This window comes from Shigella sp. FJ200513 (assembly GCF_040495915.1).
GTDB lineage: Bacteria > Pseudomonadota > Gammaproteobacteria > Enterobacterales > Enterobacteriaceae > ECMA0423.
Genome location: NZ_JBDYCV010000041.1, coordinates 1 through 23,201, shown reverse-complemented (window position 1 = coordinate 23,201; position 23,201 = coordinate 1). Strand labels below are relative to the sequence as shown.

The following is a 23,201-nucleotide window of genomic DNA, read 5'->3' as shown; positions in this document are numbered from 1 at the left end:
TGTTTTACTTTGGCAAGTATAGTTTTACGCTATCTGCCGGAAAAATCACCCCAGTTTGGCGGCGGATCTCGGTCAGCAGTTTGGCTGTGATGCGACTGACCGCCAGCCCTGGATGATCCACCAGATGCTCATCCACCAGGGTAGCGAACAGCTCTGCTTCGTAGAGCATGGTATTAATATGCTGCGGCTGGGTGAGATCCTGCATCTGGCTGCCACGCGGCACAAAGCAGACTTTCTGGCATTCAGACAGTTTTTCAATCACCAGCGATCCCGCTTCGCCCTGAATCTCGCTTCCCAGGACAGAATCACTGACCTTTGAGTGCTGCAAGGTGACGCTGAAATCACCGTAATCCATCACCACCACGCCGTGGGCGTCAACGCCGCTTGCCAGCAAACTCGCCGTTGCCTGCACGCTTTTCGGCTCACCAAATAACGCCACCGCCGACGCCAGGCAGTAAAAGCCGATATCCATAATTGAACCGTTAGAGAATGCCGGATTAAAGGTGTTGGGATTCTCACCGTCCAGGTAACGTTGATACCGCGAGGAATACTGGCAATAGTTGAAAAAGACTTTACGCAGTTTGCCTGCTTTCGGCAGCGCCTGGCGCAACAAATGAAAGTTCGGCAGGCAGGCGGTTTTAAATGCCTCAAACAGCACCACCTGATTTTCGCGCGCACAGGCAATGGCGGCATCCACTTCCGCCAGATTCGACGCCAGCGGTTTTTCGCAAATCACATGAATTTTATGGCTAAGGAAAAGTTGTGTCTGGGAAAAGTGCAGGGAATTCGGGCTGGCAATATACACCGCGTCAATGGCATCGCTTTCCGCCATCGCTTCCAGCGACGTAAACAGATGCTCGACAGAAAAATCATTGGCGAAGTGCTGAGCCTGCTCAAGGCTGCGGGAATATACGGCGGTTAACTTGTATTTACCGCTCTCATGGGCGGCCTCGACGAACTGGCGAGTGATCCAGTTCGTACCAATCACAGCGAAACGTATCATAACGCGTGGATACTCCATAAAGGGATTCTGTCGTCAATGTAGCACGCCTTTTTCATCTTCGACGTGCGCAGATACGCATTATTCTTTCGCCGGACAGCCATGCTCACTAAACGGCCCAATCATGACCGATGGCCCGAGATATTTCGGCTGGCGATGGAGGATTTTTGCGTCAATCACCGCGCTGACACGAGCGAGTTTCTCCCGCAGTTGAGTATAAAAACCGTGCTTCATATTGAGGTCTGGCGCGTTAAACCCGATAGCGTCGATGCCGTACTGTTTTGCCAGCCAGATGGTGCGTTGGTTATGAAATTCTTGCGAGATAATGGTGATATGGTTTTCCCCAAACACCTTTTTGGCACGCACTACCGAATCCAGCGTTGAGAATCCGGCATAGTCGCAAAAGATCACTTTCGCCGGTACGCCTTTAGCGATCAAAGCCTGCTGCATACCTGATGCTTCATCGTAATTTTTACGTCCGTTATCGCCACTCACCAGTAGCCATTTCACTTTTCCGGCGTGGTACAACGCTGCTGCGGTATCAATACGTCGGGTAAAGTAGCGATTACCCGGCCTCGCCCCCAGCAATAAACCCACGTTACGCGCCGGGACGGCGTTGACATCGCCCCAGGTCAGCTGCTTGCTGGCGTTGACCATAACGCGATCGGCGATAAAAATGGTCGCTCCTGCCACAAGTAACAGTAAGCAGGCAATCTTTAGAGTCCGGCGAGAAAAACAAATACGGAGAAGAAGGCGGGCAAATGCGCGCAGCATGGTCGTTATCCTTAACGAAAGGGGGGAGGTCGATTTTAGGCGCTAAAGAAAGAAAAGATAACGCCTGACATCATTTTCAGATTTTGTCCTGCCCAAGCGACAACTGCGTTAGCCACAGCCGGGTGTCGAACTCAAGCTGGTGGTACTGCGGCTCCATATGGCAGCACAATTGATAGAACGCTTTGTTATGCTCTTTCTCCTTCAGGTGCGCCAGCTCGTGCACCACGATCATGCGCAAAAACGGTTCCGGCGCGTTGCGAAACACGGTAGCGACGCGGATCTCTGCTTTTGCTTTCAGCTTGCTGCCCTGCACACGAGAAACAGCGGTATGTAACCCGAGCGCGTTTTTTAGCACATGGATCTTATTGTCATACATCACTTTATTGATCGGCGGGGCATTACGCAGAAACTGATTTTTCAGATCCTGAGTATATTGCCAGAGAGCTTTATCGGTGGCGTAGTCGTGTGTTCCCGGATAGCGTTTTGCCAGCACATCGCCCAGACGCTGTTCGTTAATCAGTGTTCGCACCTGCGAAAGCAGCTGCTCGGGATAACCCTGAAGATAAGTAAGATTGCTCATAACCGCCCACGAAAAAGAGAAAAAGGGTATACTCACGCACCCTTTTCAGGGGCAACGTCGAAATTTTATCATTCAGGAGGGCCGATGAGCCACTTAGACAACGGTTTCCGTTCACTGACACTACAACGTTTTCCGGCGACGGATGACGTTAACCCGCTACAGGCGTGGGAAGCGGCAGATGAATATTTGCTGCAACAGTTGGACGACACAGAAATCCTCGGCCCGGTGTTGATCCTGAATGATGCCTTTGGTGCGTTAAGCTGCGCGCTGGCGGAACATAAGCCGTACAGCATTGGCGACTCATACATCAGTGAACTGGCGACGCGCGAGAATTTACGCCTAAACGGGATTGATGAGTCGAGCGTGAAGTTTCTCGACAGCACCGCCGACTACCCGCAACAGCCGGGTGTGGTGCTGATCAAAGTGCCGAAAACACTGGCATTGCTGGAACAGCAACTGCGTGCGCTGCGCAAAGTGGTCACGTCGGATACACGTATTATTGCCGGTGCCAAAGCCCGTGACATTCACACTTCCACGCTGGAACTGTTCGAAAAAGTGCTCGGCCCGACCACCACCACGCTGGCATGGAAAAAAGCGCGCCTGATTAATTGCACGTTCAATGAACCGCCGCTGGCCGATGCGCCGCAGACCGTTAGCTGGAAGCTGGAAGGTACTGACTGGACTATCCATAACCATGCGAATGTCTTCTCCCGCACCGGGCTTGATATCGGCGCGCGCTTCTTTATGCAACATCTGCCAGAGAATCTCGAAGGGGAGATTGTCGATCTCGGTTGCGGTAATGGCGTTATTGGTCTGACGCTGCTTGATAAAAACCCGCAGGCGAAAGTGGTGTTTGTCGATGAATCGCCGATGGCGGTTGCTTCCAGCCGTTTGAACGTTGAAACCAACATGCCAGAGGCGTTGGATCGCAGCGAGTTTATGATCAACAACGCGCTCTCCGGCGTGGAGCCTTTCCGCTTTAATGCTGTGCTCTGCAACCCTCCGTTTCACCAACAACATGCGCTGACCGATAACGTCGCCTGGGAGATGTTCCACTACGCCCGCCGCTGCCTGAAAATCAACGGCGAGCTGTATATCGTTGCCAACCGCCATCTGGATTACTTCCATAAACTGAAGAAAATTTTCGGCAACTGCACCACTATTGCGACGAATAATAAATTTGTGGTGCTGAAAGCGGTGAAGCTGGGACGTCGTCGGTAAGATTGGGAGTTACCTGCCGGATGCGGCGTAAACGCCTTATCCGGCCTACGTTCAGCACGTTACCCCCAGGCCGGATAAGACGCGGCAAGCGTCGCATCCGGCAATGTCTGCTCAGTTCTGGAATCGCGCTTCCATAAAACAAAAAATCCCTGTCACCATCCTCTACATTCTCTTGTTTAGCGTTTTTCTACGTTTATTCTTCCGTCACACAGATAAATTCATCCGTTGCCAATCTGTCAACGGATGTTATCATATTGCCAATTTGTCAACGGACGTGATGAAGAATGCACCTGATAACTCAAAAAGCATTGAAAGATGCTGCGGAAAAATACCCGCAACATAAAACGGAGTTGGTGGCTCTGGGGAACACGATTGCTAAGGGATATTTCAAAAAACCTGAGTCATTAAAAGCAGTATTCCCATCTCTGGATAACTTCAAATATCTGGATAAGCATTATGTTTTCAATGTTGGGGGCAATGAATTACGTGTTGTAGCAATGGTCTTTTTTGAATCGCAAAAGTGCTACATACGTGAAGTTATGACGCATAAAGAATACGATTTCTTTACCGCTGTTCATCGTACTAAGGGGAAAAAATGATTGCGATTGCCGACATCTTGCAAGCAGGAGAAAAGCTAACTGCTGTGGCACCTTTTCTGGCGGGTATTCAGAACGAGGAACAATACACCCAGGCGCTGGAACTGGTAGATCATCTGCTGCTCAACGATCCTGAAAACCCCTTGCTGGATCTGGTGTGTGCCAAAATAACCGCGTGGGAAGAATCAGCGCCCGAATTTGCGGAATTTAATGCCATGGCTCAAGCCATGCCTGGCGGTATAGCCGTGATTCGTACCCTTATGGATCAATATGGTTTAACCCTTTCCGATCTGCCGGAAATTGGCAGTAAATCTATGGTGTCACGCGTTTTGAGCGGGAAGAGGAAATTAACGCTGGAACACGCTAAAAAATTGGCAACGCGATTCGGCATTTCTCCCGCCTTGTTTATTGATTAACGCGACGTGCCGAATGCGTTGCATCCGGCGCTTCAAATAACGATTTAAATCTCCAGCGCCAGCCGTGTTCCCTGGGCAATTGCCCGTCGTGCGTCCAGCTCCATAGCCACATCGCAGCCGCCAATTAAATGCACAGTTTTCCCGCTATCAATCAGCGGTTGCGCCAGCGCGCGGTTTGGCTCTTGCCCTGCGCAGATCACCACATTGTCCACTGCTAATACCTGCGTTTCGCCGTTGATCACCACATGCAGCCCGTCATCGTCAATCTTCTGATAACTTACGCCTGGGATCATTTTCACACCCCGCGAGAGCAGGGTGGTGCGATGGATCCAGCCGGTGGTTTTGCCTAACCCCTGTCCCGGTTTGCTGGCTTTGCGCTGGAGCATCACAATTTGCCGTGGGCTACGCGGGATCTGCATTCCCTGCGGGCTTAAGCCACCAGCCTGTTGTAGGCTGCTGTCGATCCCCCACTCATTACAGAACCTGGCGATATTCTGGCTGGTGGATTCGCCCGGCTGACTTAAATACATCGCCGTATCAAAACCAATCCCGCCACAACCGATGATGGCAACCTTGTTGCCTACCGGCGCTTTGTCGCGCAGTACATCGAGATAACTCAATACCTTCGGATGATCGATCCCGTCGATAGGCGGAACACGCGGCACGATCCCACTGGCGAGGATCGTTTCATCGAACGCCTGTAACTGATCCGCCGTCACGGTGTGATTGAGTTTCAGCGTCACGCCCGTCACTTCGATCATCCGGCGGTAGTAGCGCAGCGTTTCGTAAAACTCCTCTTTGCCGGGGATCTGTTTGGCGATATTAAACTGCCCGCCGATCTCGCTGTGCGCATCAAACAATGTTACCTGATGCCCACGCGCCGCCGCGTTAATGGCAAACGCCAGCCCAGCAGGTCCAGCGCCGACCACCGCCAGATTTTTTTTCTGCACGGCGGGAAGGATTGGCATTTTGGTTTCGTGGCAGGCGCGAGGATTCACCAGGCACGAGGTGACTTTGCCAACGAAGATCTGATCGAGGCAGCCCTGGTTGCAGCCAATACAAGTGTTGATCTCATCGGCTCGCCCTGATTGCGCTTTTGACAGCAGTTCCGCATCCGCGAGAAACGGTCGCGCCATCGATACTATATCGGCATCGCCGCGCGAGAGAATATCGTCGGCAACCTGCGGATCGTTAATCCGGTTGGTGGTTACCAGCGGCAGCGAGACGTGGCCTTTCAGTTTGCGCGTGACCCAGCTAAATGCGCCGCGCGGCACGGGCGTGGCGATGGTCGGAATCCGCGCTTCGTGCCAGCCTATTCCGGTGTTGATAATGGTCGCGCCCGCCGCTTCAATGGCCTGCGCCAGTTCTACCGTTTCGGCAAAAGTGCCGCCGCCTTCGACTAGGTCGAGCATCGACAACCGGTAAATAATAATGAAGTCGTTGCCGACGCGTTCGCGCACCGTACGCACTACTTCTACGGCAAATCGCATCCGGTTGCGGTAATCGCCGCCCCACTGGTCACTACGCTGATTGGTGCGCAGCGTCAGAAATTCGTTGATCAAATACCCTTCAGAGCCCATCACTTCGACGCCATCGTATCCGGCCTCCCGCGCCAGTTGCGCGCAGCGGGCGAAATCGTCGATCAGTTGCAGGATCTCTTCATGGGTGAGTTCGTGAGGAACGAAACGGTTGATGGGGGCCTGCAATGCGGACGGTGCGACCAGATGCGGTTGGTAGCTGTAGCGCCCGGTATGCAAAATTTGCAGGGCGATTTTGCCGCCTTCCTGATGTACGGCTTCGGTAATGGTGCGATGGTGTGGGATCTGGCTGGCGTCGTTGAGCATTGCGCCACCTTCCATGCCAACGCCTGTTAAATCTGGTGCAATGCCGCCGCTGACAATCAGCGCCACGCCGTGACGGGCGCGTTCGGCATAAAACGCAGCCAGCCGTTCAGCACCGTCCGGGTATTCCTCCAGCCCGGTGTGCATTGAACCCATCAACACGCGGTTTTTTAACGTGGTAAAACCTAAATCCAGCGGGGCGAACAGCGACGGGTAGCTCATAAAATTGTCCAGTATGTAAAATAATTGTTATGTAGTCGGATGAGTTCTAATTTAGCCGTCGATGGAGAAAAGGGAAAAGGGGAGTGCGGGGTTTGTGATGGGATTCAAAAAGAATACGCCCGGTGGTAACGCCGGATGCGACGCTTGCCGTGTTTTATCCGGCTTGGGGGATTGCACATGTAGGGCGGATAAGGCGTTCACGCCGCATCCGCCAGCCGTTGCAAATTACTGCTTACGGAAAAAATCGTTATACAACATATACAAATGAGCGGCACTCCAGGAGAAATTTGGTGCGCCTTGCTGCGCGCCTGTCAGCGGGTTGTAATTCTCCTGAATTGGGCCATCGGCGGTTAATCCTTTGGCGTGCCTGAAGAACGTATCCGCCAGCTTCAGGGCATCATCACGATAACCGTAACGCTCCATCCCTTTCAGACCAAACCAGAACTGATCCACCCATACGCGCCCGCGCCAGTAGATATCAGCGCCAAAAGCCGGATTGGTTAACGCCGCCGTTCCCAGCGGAACAAATGTGTTGAACTCTTTAGGATCGAGCATCACCTTCACCACCGCGTCGGCATTGGCCTGCGTTGCCGCACCGTTAAACAGCGGCGACCAGCCTTCCGGCCCTTTACCGCGCTCAACAATCGGTTTGCCCGCGCAGCCGTTCGCCAGTGGTTTATCTTCAATACGTACGTCATAGTAGAACTGGGTAGTCGGGTCGAACATACAGGTGTTGATGTAGTCCGCGAGCTGCTGTGCCAACTGGCGATAGCGTTTGGCCTCTTCTGGCTTACCGAGGATGGTTGCCATCTCCGCCAGATAATGGTTATCGCTGTACATATAGCTGGCCTGATCCACCGACTCCTGCAATAGCGAGTAGCCCAGCAACGTTCCGTCCTGACTGCGGTTTTCGGCGAATTTCACCGTCCAGTCGCTACGTTTGCCGCCATTAGCGACATATTTATCCAACTGTTCTTTGTCGATAAAACCAAAGACGGCGGCATCATCACGCCCCGATTCCCACGACGCAGCGACCTGTGCCGGAATTTCCAGACTGTCGTACTGGCCTTTCTCCACCACGCGGGCGTAGTTGTTCAGCCCAGACTGCGTCTCTTCTTTATCGCCTTTTTTCACCGTAAACAGCATCTCGCCGCTCTCGGTGTTGTGGGCTTTGTCGCGGGTCGCGCCATATTCCGGCACCCCGTTGCCGTTATGATCGCGGTTACGTAACCACCAGTCGTGATAGGCCACCAGTTTCGGGTACATCTCTGCCAACCAGGCTTTATCCTGGGTGACGTTGTATACTTCCATCACCGACCAGGCGGCAAGGCTGGGTTTGGTATTACGTTCGTTCCAGTTGCCGCCATCGCCACCACGCTCGGGGCTAAGGTTCCACGCTATCAGGTCGGGGACAAAGCCCACATCCTGCGGACGCACGCTGTCGCCAGGCTGGATCTGCCAGGAGAAGACCGCGCGGATATTCTCTTTGGCGATATCCGGATTGAAATGCGCCATCGCAAACGCCTGCTTCCAGGTATCCCACGGCCAGGTCTGATTGCCGGAGAACCAGCGTCCGGTCACCGACGGCGTGACGGTGTTATAATTCACCGCACCGCCCGGTGAGCGCCAGTTACCGTTGAGCGTTTCGATCGCTTTCACCGCGACGCGCGTCTGTTCCGGCGTCGCATCCGGATTGGTTAACCCTTTCTTCAGGTATTCTTCCCAGCGTTGCTGCGAGGCGGTGAGATAAAACGCCGGACGCGCCAGAATATCGCGGATCTGCATTTGCTCTTTGCTAACTTCCTGAGCGGTCAGCAGATGGGAATAGGTGGTGTAGAGCGTGGTCGAACCGTTGATATGCGCCTTACTGGTAAAGCGATTACCGTTGATTTCAGTCTGCACCGGCAGGGATTTATGCACCTGATATTCCGATTCGCCGGAGGTCAGCAGATCCCAGGTGGCGCGCACTTTGCCAAAGGTGACTTTCAGGCCATCACGGGTGGCGCTGATTTTGCGCTGATAGTCAGGGTATTCGCCAGCAATGGTTTTATCGGAAAGCGGTTTCCCTTCTTTCGCTTCCAGTTTTTCCAGCAGTTCGCCATCCCACACCAGATCCAGCGGTTTATTGCTGATGATTTTAGTTTCCAGTAGTGACGTGCGCGGCGTGGCGAAGCGCAGAGTCATTTCGACCTGCACATCTTTTGCTGTCAGTTTTTGCACCAGCGCGCCGGGAATACTGTATGCCTCCAGCGTGAAGTTGACTTTCTTGCCGTCTTGCCAGACAGTCAGGCGGTCGAAATTGCTGGCCATAAAGTTGATGTATTCTTCCGTCAGCAGCGCAACGCCCGGAAAGCCGCCCATGGTGTTCGGGCCGTCTGGCAACAGATGACCATGCCAGGCTCCGAGATCGAAAAACGGATTAAAACGCTGGTGATCGTCGTAATCGTAATCCTTCATGTACTGCGGCGCACCAGTACGGTTAATCACGTTTTTATAATTGTCGGCGTTAGCGGCATGAGCGGAAAAACTTATCAGCAGAGCGCAGGTTACTGGCGTTAAAATAGTTTTGATTTTCATGAGATTACAGTCCTTATTACCAGTAGAAATATTGCATCAGGAAGATTTGGTCGCTGGGATCGTTAGAGGCATTTTTCATGTAGAAGCGGCTATCAAAAGCCGTGGCGAAACGTCCGCCGCCATATTCGTACCAGATACCAAACTGCATGAAAGAGGTGGTTTCATCGTCAGCGTGGTCAGGGCGATGTTTGGCGTAGGTGTAAGCGGTGGAGAGATAAACGCCTTTTAACGCTTCATACATGGCGCTCACCATCATCCCGCTTTCACTTCCCGGTACGTCCAGCCCGTCGGCACGTCCGGTATGGTGCCAGGCGCGAGCGGCAAAGTTAGGGGTAAACAGGCCCGTGAGATAGAGTTGTCCTGTGCCGTCGGTAATTTCCAGACCATTCATCCAGGTGATGCCTTCGGCAAGGTCATACTGGATGTAACCGTTCATCCATTGCCGGATAGGTGTATTTGTCGTCGTAGCGATCGTACTTGCCAAAATGTAGCCAGGCTTTGCTTTCGTCATGATGTCCGGCAGGTGTGGCGGTGACGCTATAACGAAAGTTGCCGCTTAAGTTCTGTACCTTCAGCGCGGTCATAATGTCGCGGGTATTGGGAATGACGTAGCCCAAATCGGGTGTGAAGTCGCCCCACCATTGCAGGTCATCCAGCGAGGAATCCTGACGCAGACTGAGCATGATTTCGGTGCCATCATTGGTACGATAACCGCCATAGAAACGGTTAATCCCACCTTCGAAACCACCCCAGCTATGGTCAGGCACCTAGGCATTACCGTCGTGGTCGGCCTGCACGGTCCAGCCTTCGCCGTAAATCAGGCCGAACCAGGAGCCGTACTTCATCTCCAGGCCACCTTCAATATAGGTGCCGTCGCTGTATTTATGTTTATTCTCACCCTCTAAATCCATATATCCACCAAGCCCTAATTCGCCGTAAAAACGAAATGAAGGAGAAGATGTCGAGGTAATTGCGGGTGTTTTTGTGTCGTCATGTTCTGCCGGACGTGCTTCTTCTCCTGCCGCAGAAAAGGCGTAGCAAAACGGCAGAGCAAGTAATGCTCTGCATGGTGCAGTGATTAATTTCATTGTGTTAATCCATGAGCTAAAGAAAAAGTACAGCCTTTTATCGTTGTAATTATAAAAATATAAAGGCAGAAACTATTTTCCCTCTCCTCATCCAGGAAGAGGGAAAATGCCTGCTCATTTTTTATTAGTCTGCTTAATCAACATTGCTGGCTGGCGTCGCTTCAATATGGCGCTCTTCAGCCGTTAATCCCTTTATATATTTGCTGTATTTCCACCACGCAAAGCCGAGGAAGATAACAATACCGCCGACGTTATAAAAAATGATGGTCAGAATATTCGCGCCAGTCGGGAATGTCGAAGCGACAAACCCTACGGCAAATATCGCAATCAGCATTGAAACAACGATAATACCGGTGCGGCGGGAGCCCATACGGAAATCGCGTGGCAGGTGATCTAATTTGGCGCGTAAATTCAGGTAAGCCAGCATGATGAATAACGGCGGAAGCATGGACGCTGCGGCGGTCATATTAATAATGGTATTCATCAGATCCTGCACGGTATTGGAACCGAGCATCGGGATAATCATCAGCGGGATGACGATCAGAAACTGGATCCATGCTGCGCGCGCCGGAACGCCGTTTTCGTTAAGTTCGACGGTTTTCTTACCAAAGATGCCTTCCGGGATTTCGGAGAAGAAAATTTTCACCGGCGTTGCGGTCCACATCAGCAGGGAACCGAACATTGCGGTAAAGGACACCAGACCGACAAAGCGATTCATCAACGCTTCCGGCAGACCAAAATACGCCGCCATGCCGTGGAATACCTGCACCGATCCGCCGGTAAATTTCAACTCTTTGCTGCTGACGAAGACGTTAATCAGCACCGAGGAGACGGAATACAGTACGCCGATAAAAATCCCGGCGAGGATGATCACTTTAACGAACGATTTCGAACCGCCTTTGACGTCGTTAACGTACACCGCGACGGACTCCGCGCCACCTGCGGCCATAAAGATCCAGGTGGTAACGCCGAGGAACGCCCAGTTGAAGTTCGGGATCATCGCGTCAACGGTGATCGGATCGGCAGGCTGTACGCCGCCAACCAGTGCCGTACCTGCCAGTAAAATGTAGGAGAGCGTTAACAGCAGCATCAGCGTTGAAGTGACGGAGGTAATTGGCCCCAGCATTTTCGCCCCGTTGGTGGAAACCCAGGTGGAGAAGGCGAACAGCACCATACTGATAACGGTGGTGGCAACCGGCGTCATAATATATTCGTAGCCGAGGAAGGCATACGAAGCATAAGCAATAACGCGCGGCAACAGCGAGGTGAAAAAGAACAGATTTACGAACCAGTAAGTGTAGGCAGTAATAAATGCCCAACGTCCGCCCAGCGAACTTTTTACCCACGCGTAGACACCGGCTTCTGAGTTTTTATTTAACGAAACAAATTCTGCGATGATCAGACAGAAGGGAATAAAATAAAAAATCGTCGCGAGGAAAAACATCGGTGCCGAGGCCAGTCCAAGCTCAATATTATTATTGATAACGTTGTTAAAGCTGTAAACGGCGGCAAAAGTCAGCGAGAGCAAGCCGAATTTGCCGATTGTATTACGTTTGGTATCAGACATAACACATCTCCGAAAATGTGTAGGGTAGCGGTGGCGGCAAACTCCTTTTGCCGCCGTAGTTGTTATTTGTTATGGAAATAACCATCTTCGATGGTGACTTTGAGAACCACTTTTTTGACCGCGTTATTGCAGATAAACCGATACGCTTCATGGATATCGCAAATAACGATTTGCCCTTCGTGGACCTCTACGGTTTCTCCGCAGCCTTTTAAATATTCACGGTCAGTTTCATCACGATAATATTCCACTACCTGTAATGTCTCTTTCGGCGCATATTCAATTTTTTGCTGCCCTTGCAGGTAGTAATGCACTTCAAAATAGCGTCGATGCCCGGTAAATAGCGCATCGGTCGCGGAGTCATTTTCCACACGGTAGGTCAATGAATCACCGATGGAGTGGGCGACGCCAGGCTGAATGTTGTCGATATTTTCAATCGCTTCAACGCAGCGTTGCCACTTCTTGCCAGAGGCGTAAATCTGGCGGAACTGTTCTAAGTTATCGATGATCCTCATTGCTTATTCTCGCTGTGCAAATTCGTGGAAAAGAACCCTGCGCCGAACTCATACGACGCCAGGCTTTGCGCGGTAGCTTCTCCGCCAGAAACCGGCAGCAACGTAAAGCCGTAGCTGAAGTCACGGAACCAGACGCGCCAGGAGTCCAGCACCTCGCTGCCCCAGGAGTTGGAGCCGAGGCCAAGTAGCTGGTGGTCGAGGTTCAGGGTGATGTCATCACTGCGCTGCAGCTCGTTACAGTGCTGGGCAGCGTGGATGTTTTCCTGGGTATAGTGCCAGGCGCTGAAGTTAATTGGGCGCTGCGGAACCACCAGCAGACCGTTGCCGTGGCGGTTAGTCAGTGCCGTCCAGCGGACATGCTGACGGTTGCCGTTGTTCTGCGGGAAGGGATAGTTCTCGAACATGGCATCGACGGTGCTGCGCCAGATATCGATGATGTTAGCCTGCTGGCTGTCGGCGTAGTTTTCGCCCGGTCCACGACCGTAATACGCCACCTGATCGTATTCGCCGTTAATCCCCATGGTGAAACCGATGCACGGAATGATGTGCGGATAGTCGCCGTAACGCTCGCCGGAAAGCGCCACGTTAACCTGGCCATCGGCAGCGATGCGCCAGATGTAGGTACAGCGCATCCCGAAGTCAAACACCGGCGGTGCAATAACTGTGCGGCTGATGATCAACACTTCACCATCGCTCTGTTCTACGGCAAAGTCGCGCAGATGTTCCTGCATGATCTGCAAATGATTCGGCTGCCACAACCCTTCGTACTCCTGCTTGTGGTTGTCGATCATCGGCTTGAAGAAGTTGATCTTTGGCTCGCGGGTCAGCAGCGACTCGCCATTTACCTGCCAGGATGTCGGTTTGCCACTCATTTTTGAGAAGGTGATCGCGAAGTTGTAGCCGCGAACGGTGCAGCTCAAACGATCGTCTTCCAGCGTCAGCGGACGCGCATTATTTGGTGCGAAAGGCACTGGCTGCGCGGTGTTTTCCTTCAGCGGGAACTGATAAGTGGCGATAGAATGCCCGGCTTCGCTGTAGCGGGTGCGGGAATCTTTGGTCACCGTAATGTTGAGGAACGCTTCGCGGGCGTCCAGCTGCGGCAGCGTGATCTGCAAGGGGGCTTCGCTGTTCGGCGCAACGTCGCGCAGTTTAATCTGCTGCGTCGCGAGCGTTTCACCTTCGGCGCGCACCTCTGCGTGCAGGGTGTAGTCATCAAGCGTGGTAAACCACAGTTTATTTTCGACTTTCAACTCGCCGCGAGTCAGCGCGTGGATTTTTACCGGCGCGATAACCTGTTTGTACTCTTTCAGGCCCGATCCCGGCGTCTGATCGGAATAGATCAAACCATCAAGACAGAAGTTATAGTTGTTGGGATAGTCGCCGTAGTCGCCGCCGAATTTATACCAGACATTGCCGTGGTCGTCCTGTGCCTGGATCCCGTGGTCGCACCACTCCCAGACATAATGACCCTGAATGCAATCGTGCTTATAGAAGACGTTCTGGTACTCCGTCAGCCCGCCCGGTCCGTTCCCCATCGCATGAGCATATTCACAGATGATGCGCGGCTTCGGATGCGGGTATTCACCAAACTCATTCATCAGCGGCACGCGGGTGTACATGGTGGAAATAATATCGACCACTTCAGCATCGCGATCTTCTTCGTAATGAACCAGTCGCGTGTCATCCAGCGCTTTCGCCGCATGGTACATCGCGCGGATGTTACAGCCATAGCCGGATTCATTGCCCAGCGACCAGATGATGATCGACGGATGGTTTTTCTGTGCGTGGATATGGCGAACAATGCGCTCGACGTAGACTTTTTCCCACTGCGGATCGTCGGTAATACGGCTGATATCGCCGACATTAGCAAAGCCGTGCGATTCGACGTCGGTTTCCGCCATCACAAACAGGCCGTAGATATCACACAGTTCGTAAAAACGCGGATCGTTCGGGTAGTGAGCGGTACGCACGGAGTTGATATTGTGCTGCTTCATCAACTGGAGATCTTTCTCGACGCGATCCATTCCAACGGCGCGGCCTTTGCGATGATCGTTGTCGTGACGGTTGACGCCGTGCAGCATCACATAACGGTTATTGATCCAGAACAGACCGTCGCGCACTTTGATATCACGGAAGCCAACGCGTTGTGGCACCACTTCCAGAACGTTGCCGTTGGCGTCTTTCAGCGTCATGACCAGATGGTAAAGATAAGGGGATTCTGCTGACCATTGCTGCGGCTGTTCGACAGTAAAAGCAAAGCTGGCGCTGGTCAGTTTTTCAATTGCCAAATGATCAATGGCGCTGCTGTGCACCACGCGTTCGCCATCAAACAGGGTATATTCCAGCGTCGTGACGACAGGGGAGGCGGCGAGATTTTCCAGCACCACTTCGCAGGAAAGCGTGGCATCGCAATAGGCTTCGTCAAAGTCGGTACGCACAGTGAAATCGTTAATATGCGTTAGGTGTTTTCCGACCAGATAAACATCGCGGAAGATCCCCGCCGACCACCACATATCCTGGTCTTCCACGTAGGTAGAGTCCGCCCACTGCATCACGCGCACACACAACAGGTTGTCGCCGGTTTTAACCATCGCGCTGATGTCAAACTCTGCGGTCAGGCGACTGCCCTTGCTGAAACCCACATACTGACCGTTAACGTAGACTTCAAAATAGGTTTCGACGCCGTCAAATTTAATCAGCGTCTGTTTACCCTGCCAGCCGTCGCTGAGGGTGAAAATACGTTGATAGGCACCGGTTGGGTTATCGCTGGGGACAAACGGCACATCGATGGGGAACGGAAAACCTTCGTCGGTATATTGCAGTTTGCCGTGACCTTCCATTTGCCACATGGCGGGGACGGTAATATGCCCCCAGTCAGCCATTAACTCAGAGGTGAAGGCTTCTGGTACTTGCAGCGGATGGTCAAAAAAGTGGAAATTCCACTGACTGCTTAAGGGCAGAAACAGGCTGCTGGTTTCGCGGGCAAAGGTACGCGCTTGCGCAACAGAATCATATGAAAAAAAGTACGCACGCGGCGCAAGTCGGTTTTCGTGGGTGAGCTGAATGTTTTCCCAGCGATTCATAGGGCCTCCCGGTAGAGAGAAATCGGAACCATTCATGGTGATGGTAGTTTGTGTAATTGCTGGGGGTTTAGTAAAATTTTTACTAAAAAGCAGCAGGTAAATGCATTTACTTTAACTGGATCACGAAAATAAACGGCAGCACTGTCCGGCAAAAATGATTGCCGAACAGTGTGTAAGGGGATTTAACGGGTCGTGCCGCGCAGTTTTAATTTGCTGGGAACGAAGACTAGCAGCGGCAGCGCGCGACCATCGCGGGCTTTTTCATACACCAGGTTAACGCCCTGACTTCCCATCATCTCGGAATGGATGCGCACGGTGGAGAGCGGCGGAAAGGTAAATCGCGCGGTGGGGATATCGTTAACGCTGATAAGCGAAATATCTTGTGGGATGTTCAGGCCACGTTCATGAATTGCCCGCAGTACGCCGATAGCAATGGAATCGGAAGCAACAAACAGTGCCTTCGGATAGTCTTCCCGCGCCAGCATTTGTTTTGCCAGTTCATAACCCGACGAACTGGAAAAACCGCCGCGCCAGATATCCTCTTCGCGTACCACTTGTTTCAGTCGGCCATATTCCGCAAAGGCGACCTCACGAATATCCGCCTTGCCAGGCTCATCTTCACCGCCAATAAAACCAATACGATTAACGCCCTGGTTGATATAGAAGTCGATGATTTCTTTACTGATGCGTGCCAGATCGATATCCACCGCATCGTAACCGCTGCCGGGTTCGTGAAAGTCGATAAAACAGATATTGTCGGTCAACGCGCTGGCAGCGGCGCGCAGGGCGGGCGTGGGTTTGCCGACAATTAAAATACCGGTGACGTTTTTAATGTCTGGTAATCCGTTGTGTTCATAACAGTTGGTCAGTTCGATCGCCAGCTTTTCGCACTGAGTTTCAATGCCGTGGCGGATCGCCAGATAGTAAGGATCGTTGATCTCCAGCTCCTGCTGGTAGCTGTAGATAGCCAGAATATGGTGTTGGTTGACTGCGCCTGTCTGTAGTTTACGGGCGCTACTGGTCTTGTACTCCAGCTTTTCGGCGATCTCGAGAATGCGATGTTTCGTCTCTTCTTTCACATTCAATGTCGGATCGTCATTTAAGACCCTGGATACTGTCGCCAGGGATACGCCAGCTTCGATTGCGATGTCTTTTAATGTTGCCATGTTTACCTTTTTTACTTTCCCTGATGTGCGCCCCCATTGTAGAGGAAGTGCTTATCGGGTCACCTGTTTTCAGTAAATAAAGCGCGTTTCTTTGACGCTGTAACGGTAACACAGCGGCTTAGGAATGTGATCACGCCTGCATTCTCCATTTTTAGCCTACAGGATTGAGAAAAACTTTTCTATAGTTTAGTAAAATTTTACTCGAAGGGAGGAAGCAATGGAAACCGTGGCTTACGCTGATTTTGCACGTCTGGAAATGCGCGTCGGAAAGATTGTGGAAGTGAAACGCCATGAAAACGCCGACAAGCTGTACATCGTACAGGTTGATGTGGGGAAAAAACACTGCAAACCGTGACCAGCCTGGTGCCGTACTACAGCGAAGAGGAGCTGATGGGGAAAACGGTGGTGGTCTTATGCAATCTGCAAAAAGCGAAAATGCGTGGTGAAACGTCGGAATGCATGCTGTTGTGTGCGGAAACCGATGACGGCAGTGAAAGCGTGTTGTTAACGCCGGAGCGGATGATGCCTGCGGGCGTACGCGTCGTATAAAAAGATCGGATGGCGACGTCGTATCGCCATCCGATTTGATATTACGCTTCTTCGACACTTACTCGCATGGCCGCCAGCGCCTTACGCGCCGCTTTGATCACCAGTTCACACTGTTCAATGGTCAGTGTCAGTGGCGGTTCAATGCGGATCGTTTTGGCGTTATTGAGCGTTCCGGCCACCAGTACGCGCTGGCGGAACATCTCGCTGGCAAAGTTATAGCCGATTTCGTTATCAACAAACTCAATCGCCATCAACATCCCTTTACCACGCGCTTCCTGTACCAGATCGGGATATTCCCGCGCCAGTTGACGGAAACCGTCCAGCAACATATCGCCTTTTTGCTCAGCCTGAGCCGGTAAGTTCTGCTCCAGCAACACATTGATGGTCGCCAGCGCCGCCGCACAGGCCAGCGGGTTGCCGCCAAAGGTGGTGGTATGCAGGAATGGGTTGTCGAACAGAACTGAAAACACCTCTTCAGTGGCGATGGTCGCGCCAATCGGCATCACGCCGCCGCCGAGGGCTTTTGCCAGACACAGAATGTCCGGCTGAACGTTCTCATGTTCACAGGCAAACATCTTGCCCGTGCGCCCCATGCCCGTTTGTACTTCATCGAGGATCATCAGTGCGCCGAACTCATCGCACAGCTTACGCACGGCGGTGAGATAGCCCGGCGGCGGCAGAATTACGCCACCTTCGCCCTGAATCGGTTCGAGGATCACCGCAGCCACATCATCACCGGTTTTTTTGCACTCATTAAGAGCCGTGCGCATGGCTTCGATATTGCCAAACGGCACATGACGGAACCCTGGCAGCAGTGGCATAAACGGTTTGCGGAAGGTCGATTTCGCCGTGGCCGACAGCGCGCCAAGTGATTTACCGTGGAACACGCCGCTGGTGGCAATAAAAGTAAATTTGCCGCGCGGCGACTGATAAGCCTTCGCCAGCTTCAGCGCCGCTTCAACGGACTCGGTGCCGCTATTACAGAAGAAGCTGTATTTCAGTTTACCGGGCGTTAGCGCAGCAAGGGTTTTCGCCAGCATAGCCCGTAACGGATCGAGTAGCTCCTGGCTGTGCAGTGGTTGTTTCGCAAGTTGATTCTGTACGGCGGAAACCACAACTGGATTACGGTGCCCCACGTTGAAAATTCCAAAACCTCCCAGGCAGTCGATAAACTCCTGTCCCTGGGTGTCGACAAGCGTATTTAAACCTCCCGCTTGCCACTCTACGGCTCCGTAATCCCCGCCGGCGGTAACAGATTTGCGATACTCTAAAAACCCCGGATTGACATGCTCTTTGAAGTATTCAATCACCTCTCGGTTAAGTGCTTTCATCTCCTCATGATCCAGCGTTCGCTTCTCAATGAGATTCAGGGCGTGGGCGCTGCACGCTAAAGCCGATGCGCTCGAAGGTAACCTGTTCAAAATATGCTCCGGAGGCTCGCGTATCACATGATACCGATTTAAGTATTGCAGGGATTGCGCCACTCCGGCTGCGATCGCGAAAATCGGGATAAACACAAATGCGGTTATCATTTGTGCAATATTTAATGCTATCCGTTAACATTTGTTGTTATTTTGCACGGTTTTTGTCGGGTATGGATTTGATGATTGCTGCGCAAATGCACGTTTTCAGGGCAATAATTGCCTGATTTTTGGGCAAGATAATTAACGTTTTCGTATAGTAACAGAGTGAAAGTATTTTAAATCAAAGAATTAGATTTGTGCTTTAATCGCAAATTGCGATCTAAATCAAATTAATCGGTTAAAGATAACCGCAGCGGGGCCGACATAAACTCTGACAAGAAGTTAACAACCATATAACCTGCACAGGACGCGAACATGTCTTCTCATCCGTATGTCACCCAGCAAAATACCCCGCTGGCGGACGATACCACTCTGATGTCCACTACCGATCTGCAAAGCTATATCACTCATGCTAATGACACTTTTGTGCAGGTGAGCGGCTTTACCTTGCAAGAGTTACAAGGGCAGCCGCACAACATGGTGCGTCACCCGGATATGCCAAAAGCGGCGTTTGCGGATATGTGGTTCACCCTGAAAAAAGGGGAGCCCTGGAGCGGCATCGTGAAAAATCGCCGCAAAAATGGCGACCATTATTGGGTGCGGGCCAATGCGGTACCGATGGTGCGCGAGGGAAAAATCAGTGGCTATATGTCGATTCGTACCCGGGCGACGGATGAAGAGATTGCGGCGGTGGAGCCGCTGTACAAAGCGTTGAACTCCGGACGTACCAGTAAGCGTATTCATAAAGGCCTGGTGGTGCGTAAAGGCTGGCTGGGTAAACTGCCTTCATTACCGCTTCGCTGGCGGACGCGTGGAGTGATGACCCTGATGTTTATCTTGCTGGCGGCCATGCTTTGGTTTGTTGCTGCCCCGGTGGTGACGTATTTCCTCTGTGTGTTAGTGGTATTGTTGGCAAGCGCTTGTTTTGAATGGCAGATTGTGCGCCCGATAGAAAATGTCGCCCGTCAGGCACTGAAGGTGGCGACCGGAGAGCGTAATAGTGTTGAGCACCTGAATCGCAGCGATGAGCTGGGGCTGACATTACGCGCGGTAGGGCAGCTTGGCCTGATGTGCCGTTGGCTAATTAACGATGTCTCAAGCCAGGTGTCCAGTGTCAGAAATGGCAGTGAGACGCTGGCGAAAGGCACCGATGAACTGAACGAACATACCCAGCAGACAGTTGATAACGTTCAGCAAACGGTGGCGACCATGAACCAAATGGCGGCGTCGGTGAAACAGAACTCTGCCACGGCGTCGGCTGCCGATAAACTTTCTATCACCGCCAGTAATGCGGCAGTGCAGGGTGGGGAGGCGATGACCACGGTGATCAAGACAATGGACGATATCGCCGACAGTACCTAGCGCATTGGCACCATTACTTCGCTGATTAACGATATTGCGTTTCAGACCAATATTCTGGCCCTGAATGCGGCGGTGGAAGCGGCGCGTGCCGGCGAACAGGGCAAAGGTTTTGCAGTGGTGGCAGGGGAAGTGCGTCATTTAGCCAGCCGCAGCGCTAATGCTGCCAACGATATTCGCAAGCTGATTGATGCCAGTGCTGATAAGGTGCAATCCGGTTCGCAGCAGGTACACGCCGCCGGACGGACGATGGAAGATATTGTGGCACAGGTGAAAAACGTCACCCAGTTGATCGCCCAGATTAGCCATTCAACGCTGGAACAGGCCGATGGGCTTTCCAGCCTGACCCGTGCAGTGGATGAGCTTAACCTGATCACCCAGAAAAATGCCGAGCTGGTGGAAGAGAGTGCGCAGGTGTCGGCGATGGTGAAACACCGCGCCAGCCGACTGGAAGACGCGGTGACGGTGCTGCATTAATCGGTATGCCGGATCCGGCGGTTGGAGCACAATGCCTGATGCGATGCTGGCGCATCTTATCAGGCCTGCGGGGTGTGTAGCGGGTGTAGGCCGGATAAGGCGCGTCAAGCGTCGCATCCGGCAATTGCACCGCGCCACTGGCGGATGCGGCGATTAATCCAGTTGCGTAATATCAAAAGCGGCGCGGTCGATCACCGCAATGATCTTTTTTATTTGTGCATCACTGATATCGCTCTGGTTGACGCGTAAATCCAGCACCGCTTTAAAATTATCCAGCGCCCGCTTCATTTGCGGGTTCTGGCGCAGCGCCGCGCCAACGCAACGCGCTTTGATGCGTTCTTCAATCATCTCCACTTGTTCGCGGTTTTCTTCCAGCCACTGCGCGCCTTGTTCGGTCAGCGCAATCTGCTTCTTACCACCTTCCTCTTCGCGGATGGTAATCAGCGACTGCTCCTGCAGAAAATCCAGCGTCGGGTAGATGACGCCCGGGCTTGGGGTGTAATTCCCCTGGGTTAGATTCTCAATCGCTTTAATCAATTCGTAACCGTGGCTGTCATCGCGCGAGAGAATATCCAGAATCACCAGACGCAATTCACCGTGACCAAAGAAACGTTGCCGACGACCGCCGCCGCGACCGTGGCGACCACCGCAACATTGACCGTGTTCATGCTGGTGACCGTGTCCGCAGTGCTCGTGTTCTGACTTCTCACCTTTGCAGCAGCCCTCATGGCGTGGCTGGCCTTCATGTTTACAACACCCTTCGTGATGATGGCTCATATCAGCCTCCTTTTGCTTGATTAGATATATCTAATTTATATCTGATGTGAGCATTACTGCAAGTACAAAAATGATTTTTAAACGTGGAAGCACCTCACATCTAGGCCGGATAAGACGTTCACGCCGCATCCGGCAGCATTGCTATGGCACTGAATGCCTTCACATACTTCAGACATATCAGTTCTACAAATCGCTTGCATTTATCATGATTAACAATCATTATCATTTGCGAATTTTATTTAGATATATCTGATTACCATCACGAAGGCGATAACAATGAATAACACCCCCCGCTACCCGCAGCGCGTTCGCAATGATCTGCGCTTCCGTGAACTGACTGTGCTACGCGTTGAGCGCATCAGCGCCGGTTTTCAGCGCATTGTCCTTGGCGGCGAGGCGTTGGACGGTTTTACATCGCGCGGCTTTGACGATCACAGCAAACTCTTCTTTCCTCAACCTGACGCTCACTTTGTGCCGCCAACGGTAACGGAAGAGAGCATCGTCTGGCCGGAAGGACCACGCCCACCGTCGCGTGACTATACGCCACTGTATGACGAACTACGCCATGAACTGGCGATCGATTTCTTTATTCACGACGGTGGGGTCGCCAGCGGCTGGGCGATAAACTTACGGTGGCAGGTCCGCGCGGTTCGCTGGTGGTGCCGGAAGATTACGCGTATCAGCTGTATGTCTGCGATGAATCCGGAATGCCCGCACTGCGCCGCCGCCTGGAAACGTTGAGCAAACTTGCCGTTAAACCGCAAGTTAGTGCGCTGGTTAGCGTGCGGGATAACGCCTGTCAGGATTATCTCGCGCACCTTGATGGTTTTAATATCGAATGGCTGGCACATGATGAGCAGGCGGTAGATGCGCGTCTGGCGCAGATGCAAATCCCTGCCGATGATTACTTCATCTGGATAACCGGCGAAGGTAAAGTCGTTAAGAATTTAAGCCGCCGCTTTGAAGCGGAACAGTATGACCCACAGCGGGTACGTGCAGCGGCTTACTGGCACGCAAAGTAACTGATATATAAAAAGAAAAAGGCTGACGATTTCTCGTCAGCCTTTGCTATATCTGGTGGCCCCTGCTGGACTTGAACCAGCGACCAAGCGATTATGAGTCGCCTGCTCTAACCACTGAGCTAAGGGGCCATGGTAGCGGATTATAAAGTAACTCCGTGCCGCAATCCAGCCATTACCGCGCGCCTGCTGTTTTTATAAACAATGTATTTTCAATCCGTTATACTTTTCCTGGTGATGTTAGAAAGGAGTAAATATGGTTGAGGATATTTTGGCTCCAGGGTTACGGGTCGTGTTTTGCGGTATCAACCCTGGGCTTTCATCCGCCGGGACTGGTTTTCCCTTTGCTCATCCGGCAAATCGCTTCTGGAAGGTGATATATCAGGCCGGGTTTACCGACCGTCAGTTGAAGCCGCAGGAGGCACAGCATCTGCTGGATTATCGTTGTGGCATCACCAAACTGGTAGACCGTCCAACGGTGCAAGCCAATGAAGTTTCAAAGCAGGAGCTGCACGCAGGTGGGCGTAAGCTGATTGAAAAAATTGAAGATTATCAGCCGCAGGCGTTGGCTATTCTGGGCAAACAAGCATATGAACAGGGATTCAGCTAGCGCGGTGCACAGTGGGGGAAACAAACGCTCACCATTGGTTCGACGCAGATTTGGGTGCTGCCAAATCCCAGCGGTTTAAGTCGCGTTTCACTGGAGAAACTGGTTGAAGCGTATCGCGAGCTGGACCAGGCGCTGGTAGTGCGTGGGCGATAAAAAACGTCACCGGGGGAGTAATGCCAGTCAGTTAAGCAACTGACTGGCTCTTTTTCGGGGCTGTGGGGTATTTCCAGGGCCTCTCCTTTAC

General features: G+C 52.4%; 14 protein-coding genes, 1 tRNA gene and 5 pseudogenes. 7 read left to right on the top strand and 13 right to left on the bottom strand.

Features of this window, described 5'->3' with window-relative positions; all coding sequences use genetic code 11:
- Nucleotides 1-4 precede the first annotated feature (4 nt).
- From ABZJ92_RS11070 to ABZJ92_RS11060, 3 genes are all read right to left on the bottom strand, one after another.
- Entirely contained in the window at nucleotides 5-1,003 is a 999-nt protein-coding gene (locus ABZJ92_RS11070) for a Gfo/Idh/MocA family protein (RefSeq protein ID WP_005050984.1), read from the bottom strand.
- A gap of 78 nt (nucleotides 1,004-1,081) precedes the next feature.
- Entirely contained in the window at nucleotides 1,082-1,774 is a 693-nt protein-coding gene (locus ABZJ92_RS11065; protein WP_000942538.1) for a SanA/YdcF family protein, read from the bottom strand.
- A gap of 76 nt (nucleotides 1,775-1,850) precedes the next feature.
- Nucleotides 1,851-2,354: a M48 metallopeptidase family protein gene (locus tag ABZJ92_RS11060; protein ID WP_005050988.1), complete on the bottom strand. Its 504-nt coding sequence runs from the start codon at nucleotides 2,352-2,354 to the stop codon at nucleotides 1,851-1,853.
- Between the two features lie 84 nt (nucleotides 2,355-2,438).
- On the opposite strand from ABZJ92_RS11060, the gene rlmG reads away from it, so the two are divergent.
- The 3 genes from rlmG (at nucleotide 2,439) to higA (ending at nucleotide 4,587) form a co-directional block, all read left to right on the top strand.
- On the top strand, nucleotides 2,439-3,575 hold the full coding sequence (gene rlmG / locus ABZJ92_RS11055) for a 23S rRNA (guanine(1835)-N(2))-methyltransferase RlmG (protein ID WP_000018656.1): 1,137 nt from the start codon (nucleotides 2,439-2,441) through the stop codon (nucleotides 3,573-3,575).
- Nucleotides 3,576-3,859: 284 nt separating this feature from the next.
- Nucleotides 3,860-4,174, top strand: a complete 315-nt coding sequence (higB, locus tag ABZJ92_RS11050; protein ID WP_000550189.1) for a type II toxin-antitoxin system toxin HigB — start codon at nucleotides 3,860-3,862, stop codon at nucleotides 4,172-4,174.
- Nucleotides 4,171-4,587, top strand: coding sequence for a type II toxin-antitoxin system antitoxin HigA (higA, locus tag ABZJ92_RS11045; protein ID WP_000560266.1), 417 nt, complete (start codon nucleotides 4,171-4,173; stop codon nucleotides 4,585-4,587). Before higB ends, higA begins: the two co-directional genes overlap by 4 nt.
- A 44-nt stretch (nucleotides 4,588-4,631) precedes the next feature.
- Here the strand turns inward: higA and fadH are convergent, their stop codons facing one another.
- The 7 genes and pseudogenes from fadH to ebgR all read right to left on the bottom strand — a co-directional run bounded on the left by fadH (nucleotide 4,632) and on the right by ebgR (nucleotide 16,643).
- Complete coding sequence (fadH, locus tag ABZJ92_RS11040) at nucleotides 4,632-6,650, bottom strand: NADPH-dependent 2,4-dienoyl-CoA reductase (RefSeq protein ID WP_000121487.1); 2,019 nt, start codon at nucleotides 6,648-6,650, stop codon at nucleotides 4,632-4,634.
- Between the two features lie 225 nt (nucleotides 6,651-6,875).
- Nucleotides 6,876-9,227 (bottom strand): alpha-glucosidase, encoded by a 2,352-nt coding sequence (gene ygjK, locus ABZJ92_RS11035; RefSeq protein WP_000695506.1) that lies wholly within the window; start codon nucleotides 9,225-9,227, stop codon nucleotides 6,876-6,878.
- Between the two features lie 16 nt (nucleotides 9,228-9,243).
- Nucleotides 9,244-10,315: pseudogene (ygjJ, locus tag ABZJ92_RS11030) on the bottom strand (protein YgjJ).
- Between the two features lie 133 nt (nucleotides 10,316-10,448).
- Nucleotides 10,449-11,882, bottom strand: a complete 1,434-nt coding sequence (locus tag ABZJ92_RS11025; RefSeq protein ID WP_001285463.1) for an amino acid permease — start codon at nucleotides 11,880-11,882, stop codon at nucleotides 10,449-10,451.
- 62 nt (nucleotides 11,883-11,944) lie between these two features.
- Complete coding sequence (locus tag ABZJ92_RS11020; protein WP_001219943.1) at nucleotides 11,945-12,394, bottom strand: beta-galactosidase subunit beta; 450 nt, start codon at nucleotides 12,392-12,394, stop codon at nucleotides 11,945-11,947.
- Nucleotides 12,391-15,477 (bottom strand): beta-galactosidase subunit alpha, encoded by a 3,087-nt coding sequence (gene ebgA, locus ABZJ92_RS11015; RefSeq protein ID WP_001082921.1) that lies wholly within the window; start codon nucleotides 15,475-15,477, stop codon nucleotides 12,391-12,393. The genes ABZJ92_RS11020 and ebgA overlap by 4 nt, the downstream gene beginning before the upstream one ends.
- Before the next feature lie 182 nt (nucleotides 15,478-15,659).
- Entirely contained in the window at nucleotides 15,660-16,643 is a 984-nt protein-coding gene (ebgR, locus tag ABZJ92_RS11010; RefSeq protein ID WP_000212445.1) for a transcriptional regulator EbgR, read from the bottom strand.
- A 217-nt stretch (nucleotides 16,644-16,860) separates the two neighbouring features.
- Between ebgR and ABZJ92_RS11005 the strand changes: the two are divergent.
- Nucleotides 16,861-17,192 (top strand): annotated as a pseudogene (locus ABZJ92_RS11005) (tRNA-binding protein).
- Between the two features lie 41 nt (nucleotides 17,193-17,233).
- Here the strand turns inward: ABZJ92_RS11005 and ygjG are convergent.
- The gene (gene ygjG / locus ABZJ92_RS11000) at nucleotides 17,234-18,613 is read right to left on the bottom strand and encodes a putrescine aminotransferase (RefSeq protein WP_005051020.1); all 1,380 of its coding nucleotides are present in this window, start codon (nucleotides 18,611-18,613) and stop codon (nucleotides 17,234-17,236) included.
- A gap of 417 nt (nucleotides 18,614-19,030) precedes the next feature.
- On the opposite strand from ygjG, the pseudogene aer reads away from it, so the two are divergent.
- Nucleotides 19,031-20,551: pseudogene (gene aer / locus ABZJ92_RS10995) on the top strand (aerotaxis sensor receptor Aer).
- A 153-nt stretch (nucleotides 20,552-20,704) separates the two neighbouring features.
- Here aer and nfeR read toward each other — a convergent pair.
- Nucleotides 20,705-21,328 carry a DNA-binding transcriptional regulator NfeR gene (gene nfeR / locus ABZJ92_RS10990; RefSeq protein ID WP_000018003.1) on the bottom strand — a complete coding sequence of 208 codons (624 nt, stop codon included), beginning with the start codon at nucleotides 21,326-21,328 and terminating at the stop codon, nucleotides 20,705-20,707.
- Nucleotides 21,329-21,604: 276 nt separating this feature from the next.
- On the opposite strand from nfeR, the pseudogene nfeF reads away from it, so the two are divergent.
- Nucleotides 21,605-22,350: pseudogene (nfeF, locus tag ABZJ92_RS10985) on the top strand (NADPH-dependent ferric chelate reductase NfeF).
- Nucleotides 22,351-22,403: 53 nt separating this feature from the next.
- On the opposite strand, the gene ABZJ92_RS10980 reads toward nfeF, so the two are convergent.
- Nucleotides 22,404-22,479, bottom strand: a tRNA-Ile gene (locus ABZJ92_RS10980).
- A 124-nt stretch (nucleotides 22,480-22,603) separates the two neighbouring features.
- Here ABZJ92_RS10980 and mug point away from each other — a divergent pair.
- Nucleotides 22,604-23,110, top strand: a pseudogene (gene mug / locus ABZJ92_RS10975) (G/U mismatch-specific DNA glycosylase).
- Nucleotides 23,111-23,201 lie beyond the last annotated feature (91 nt).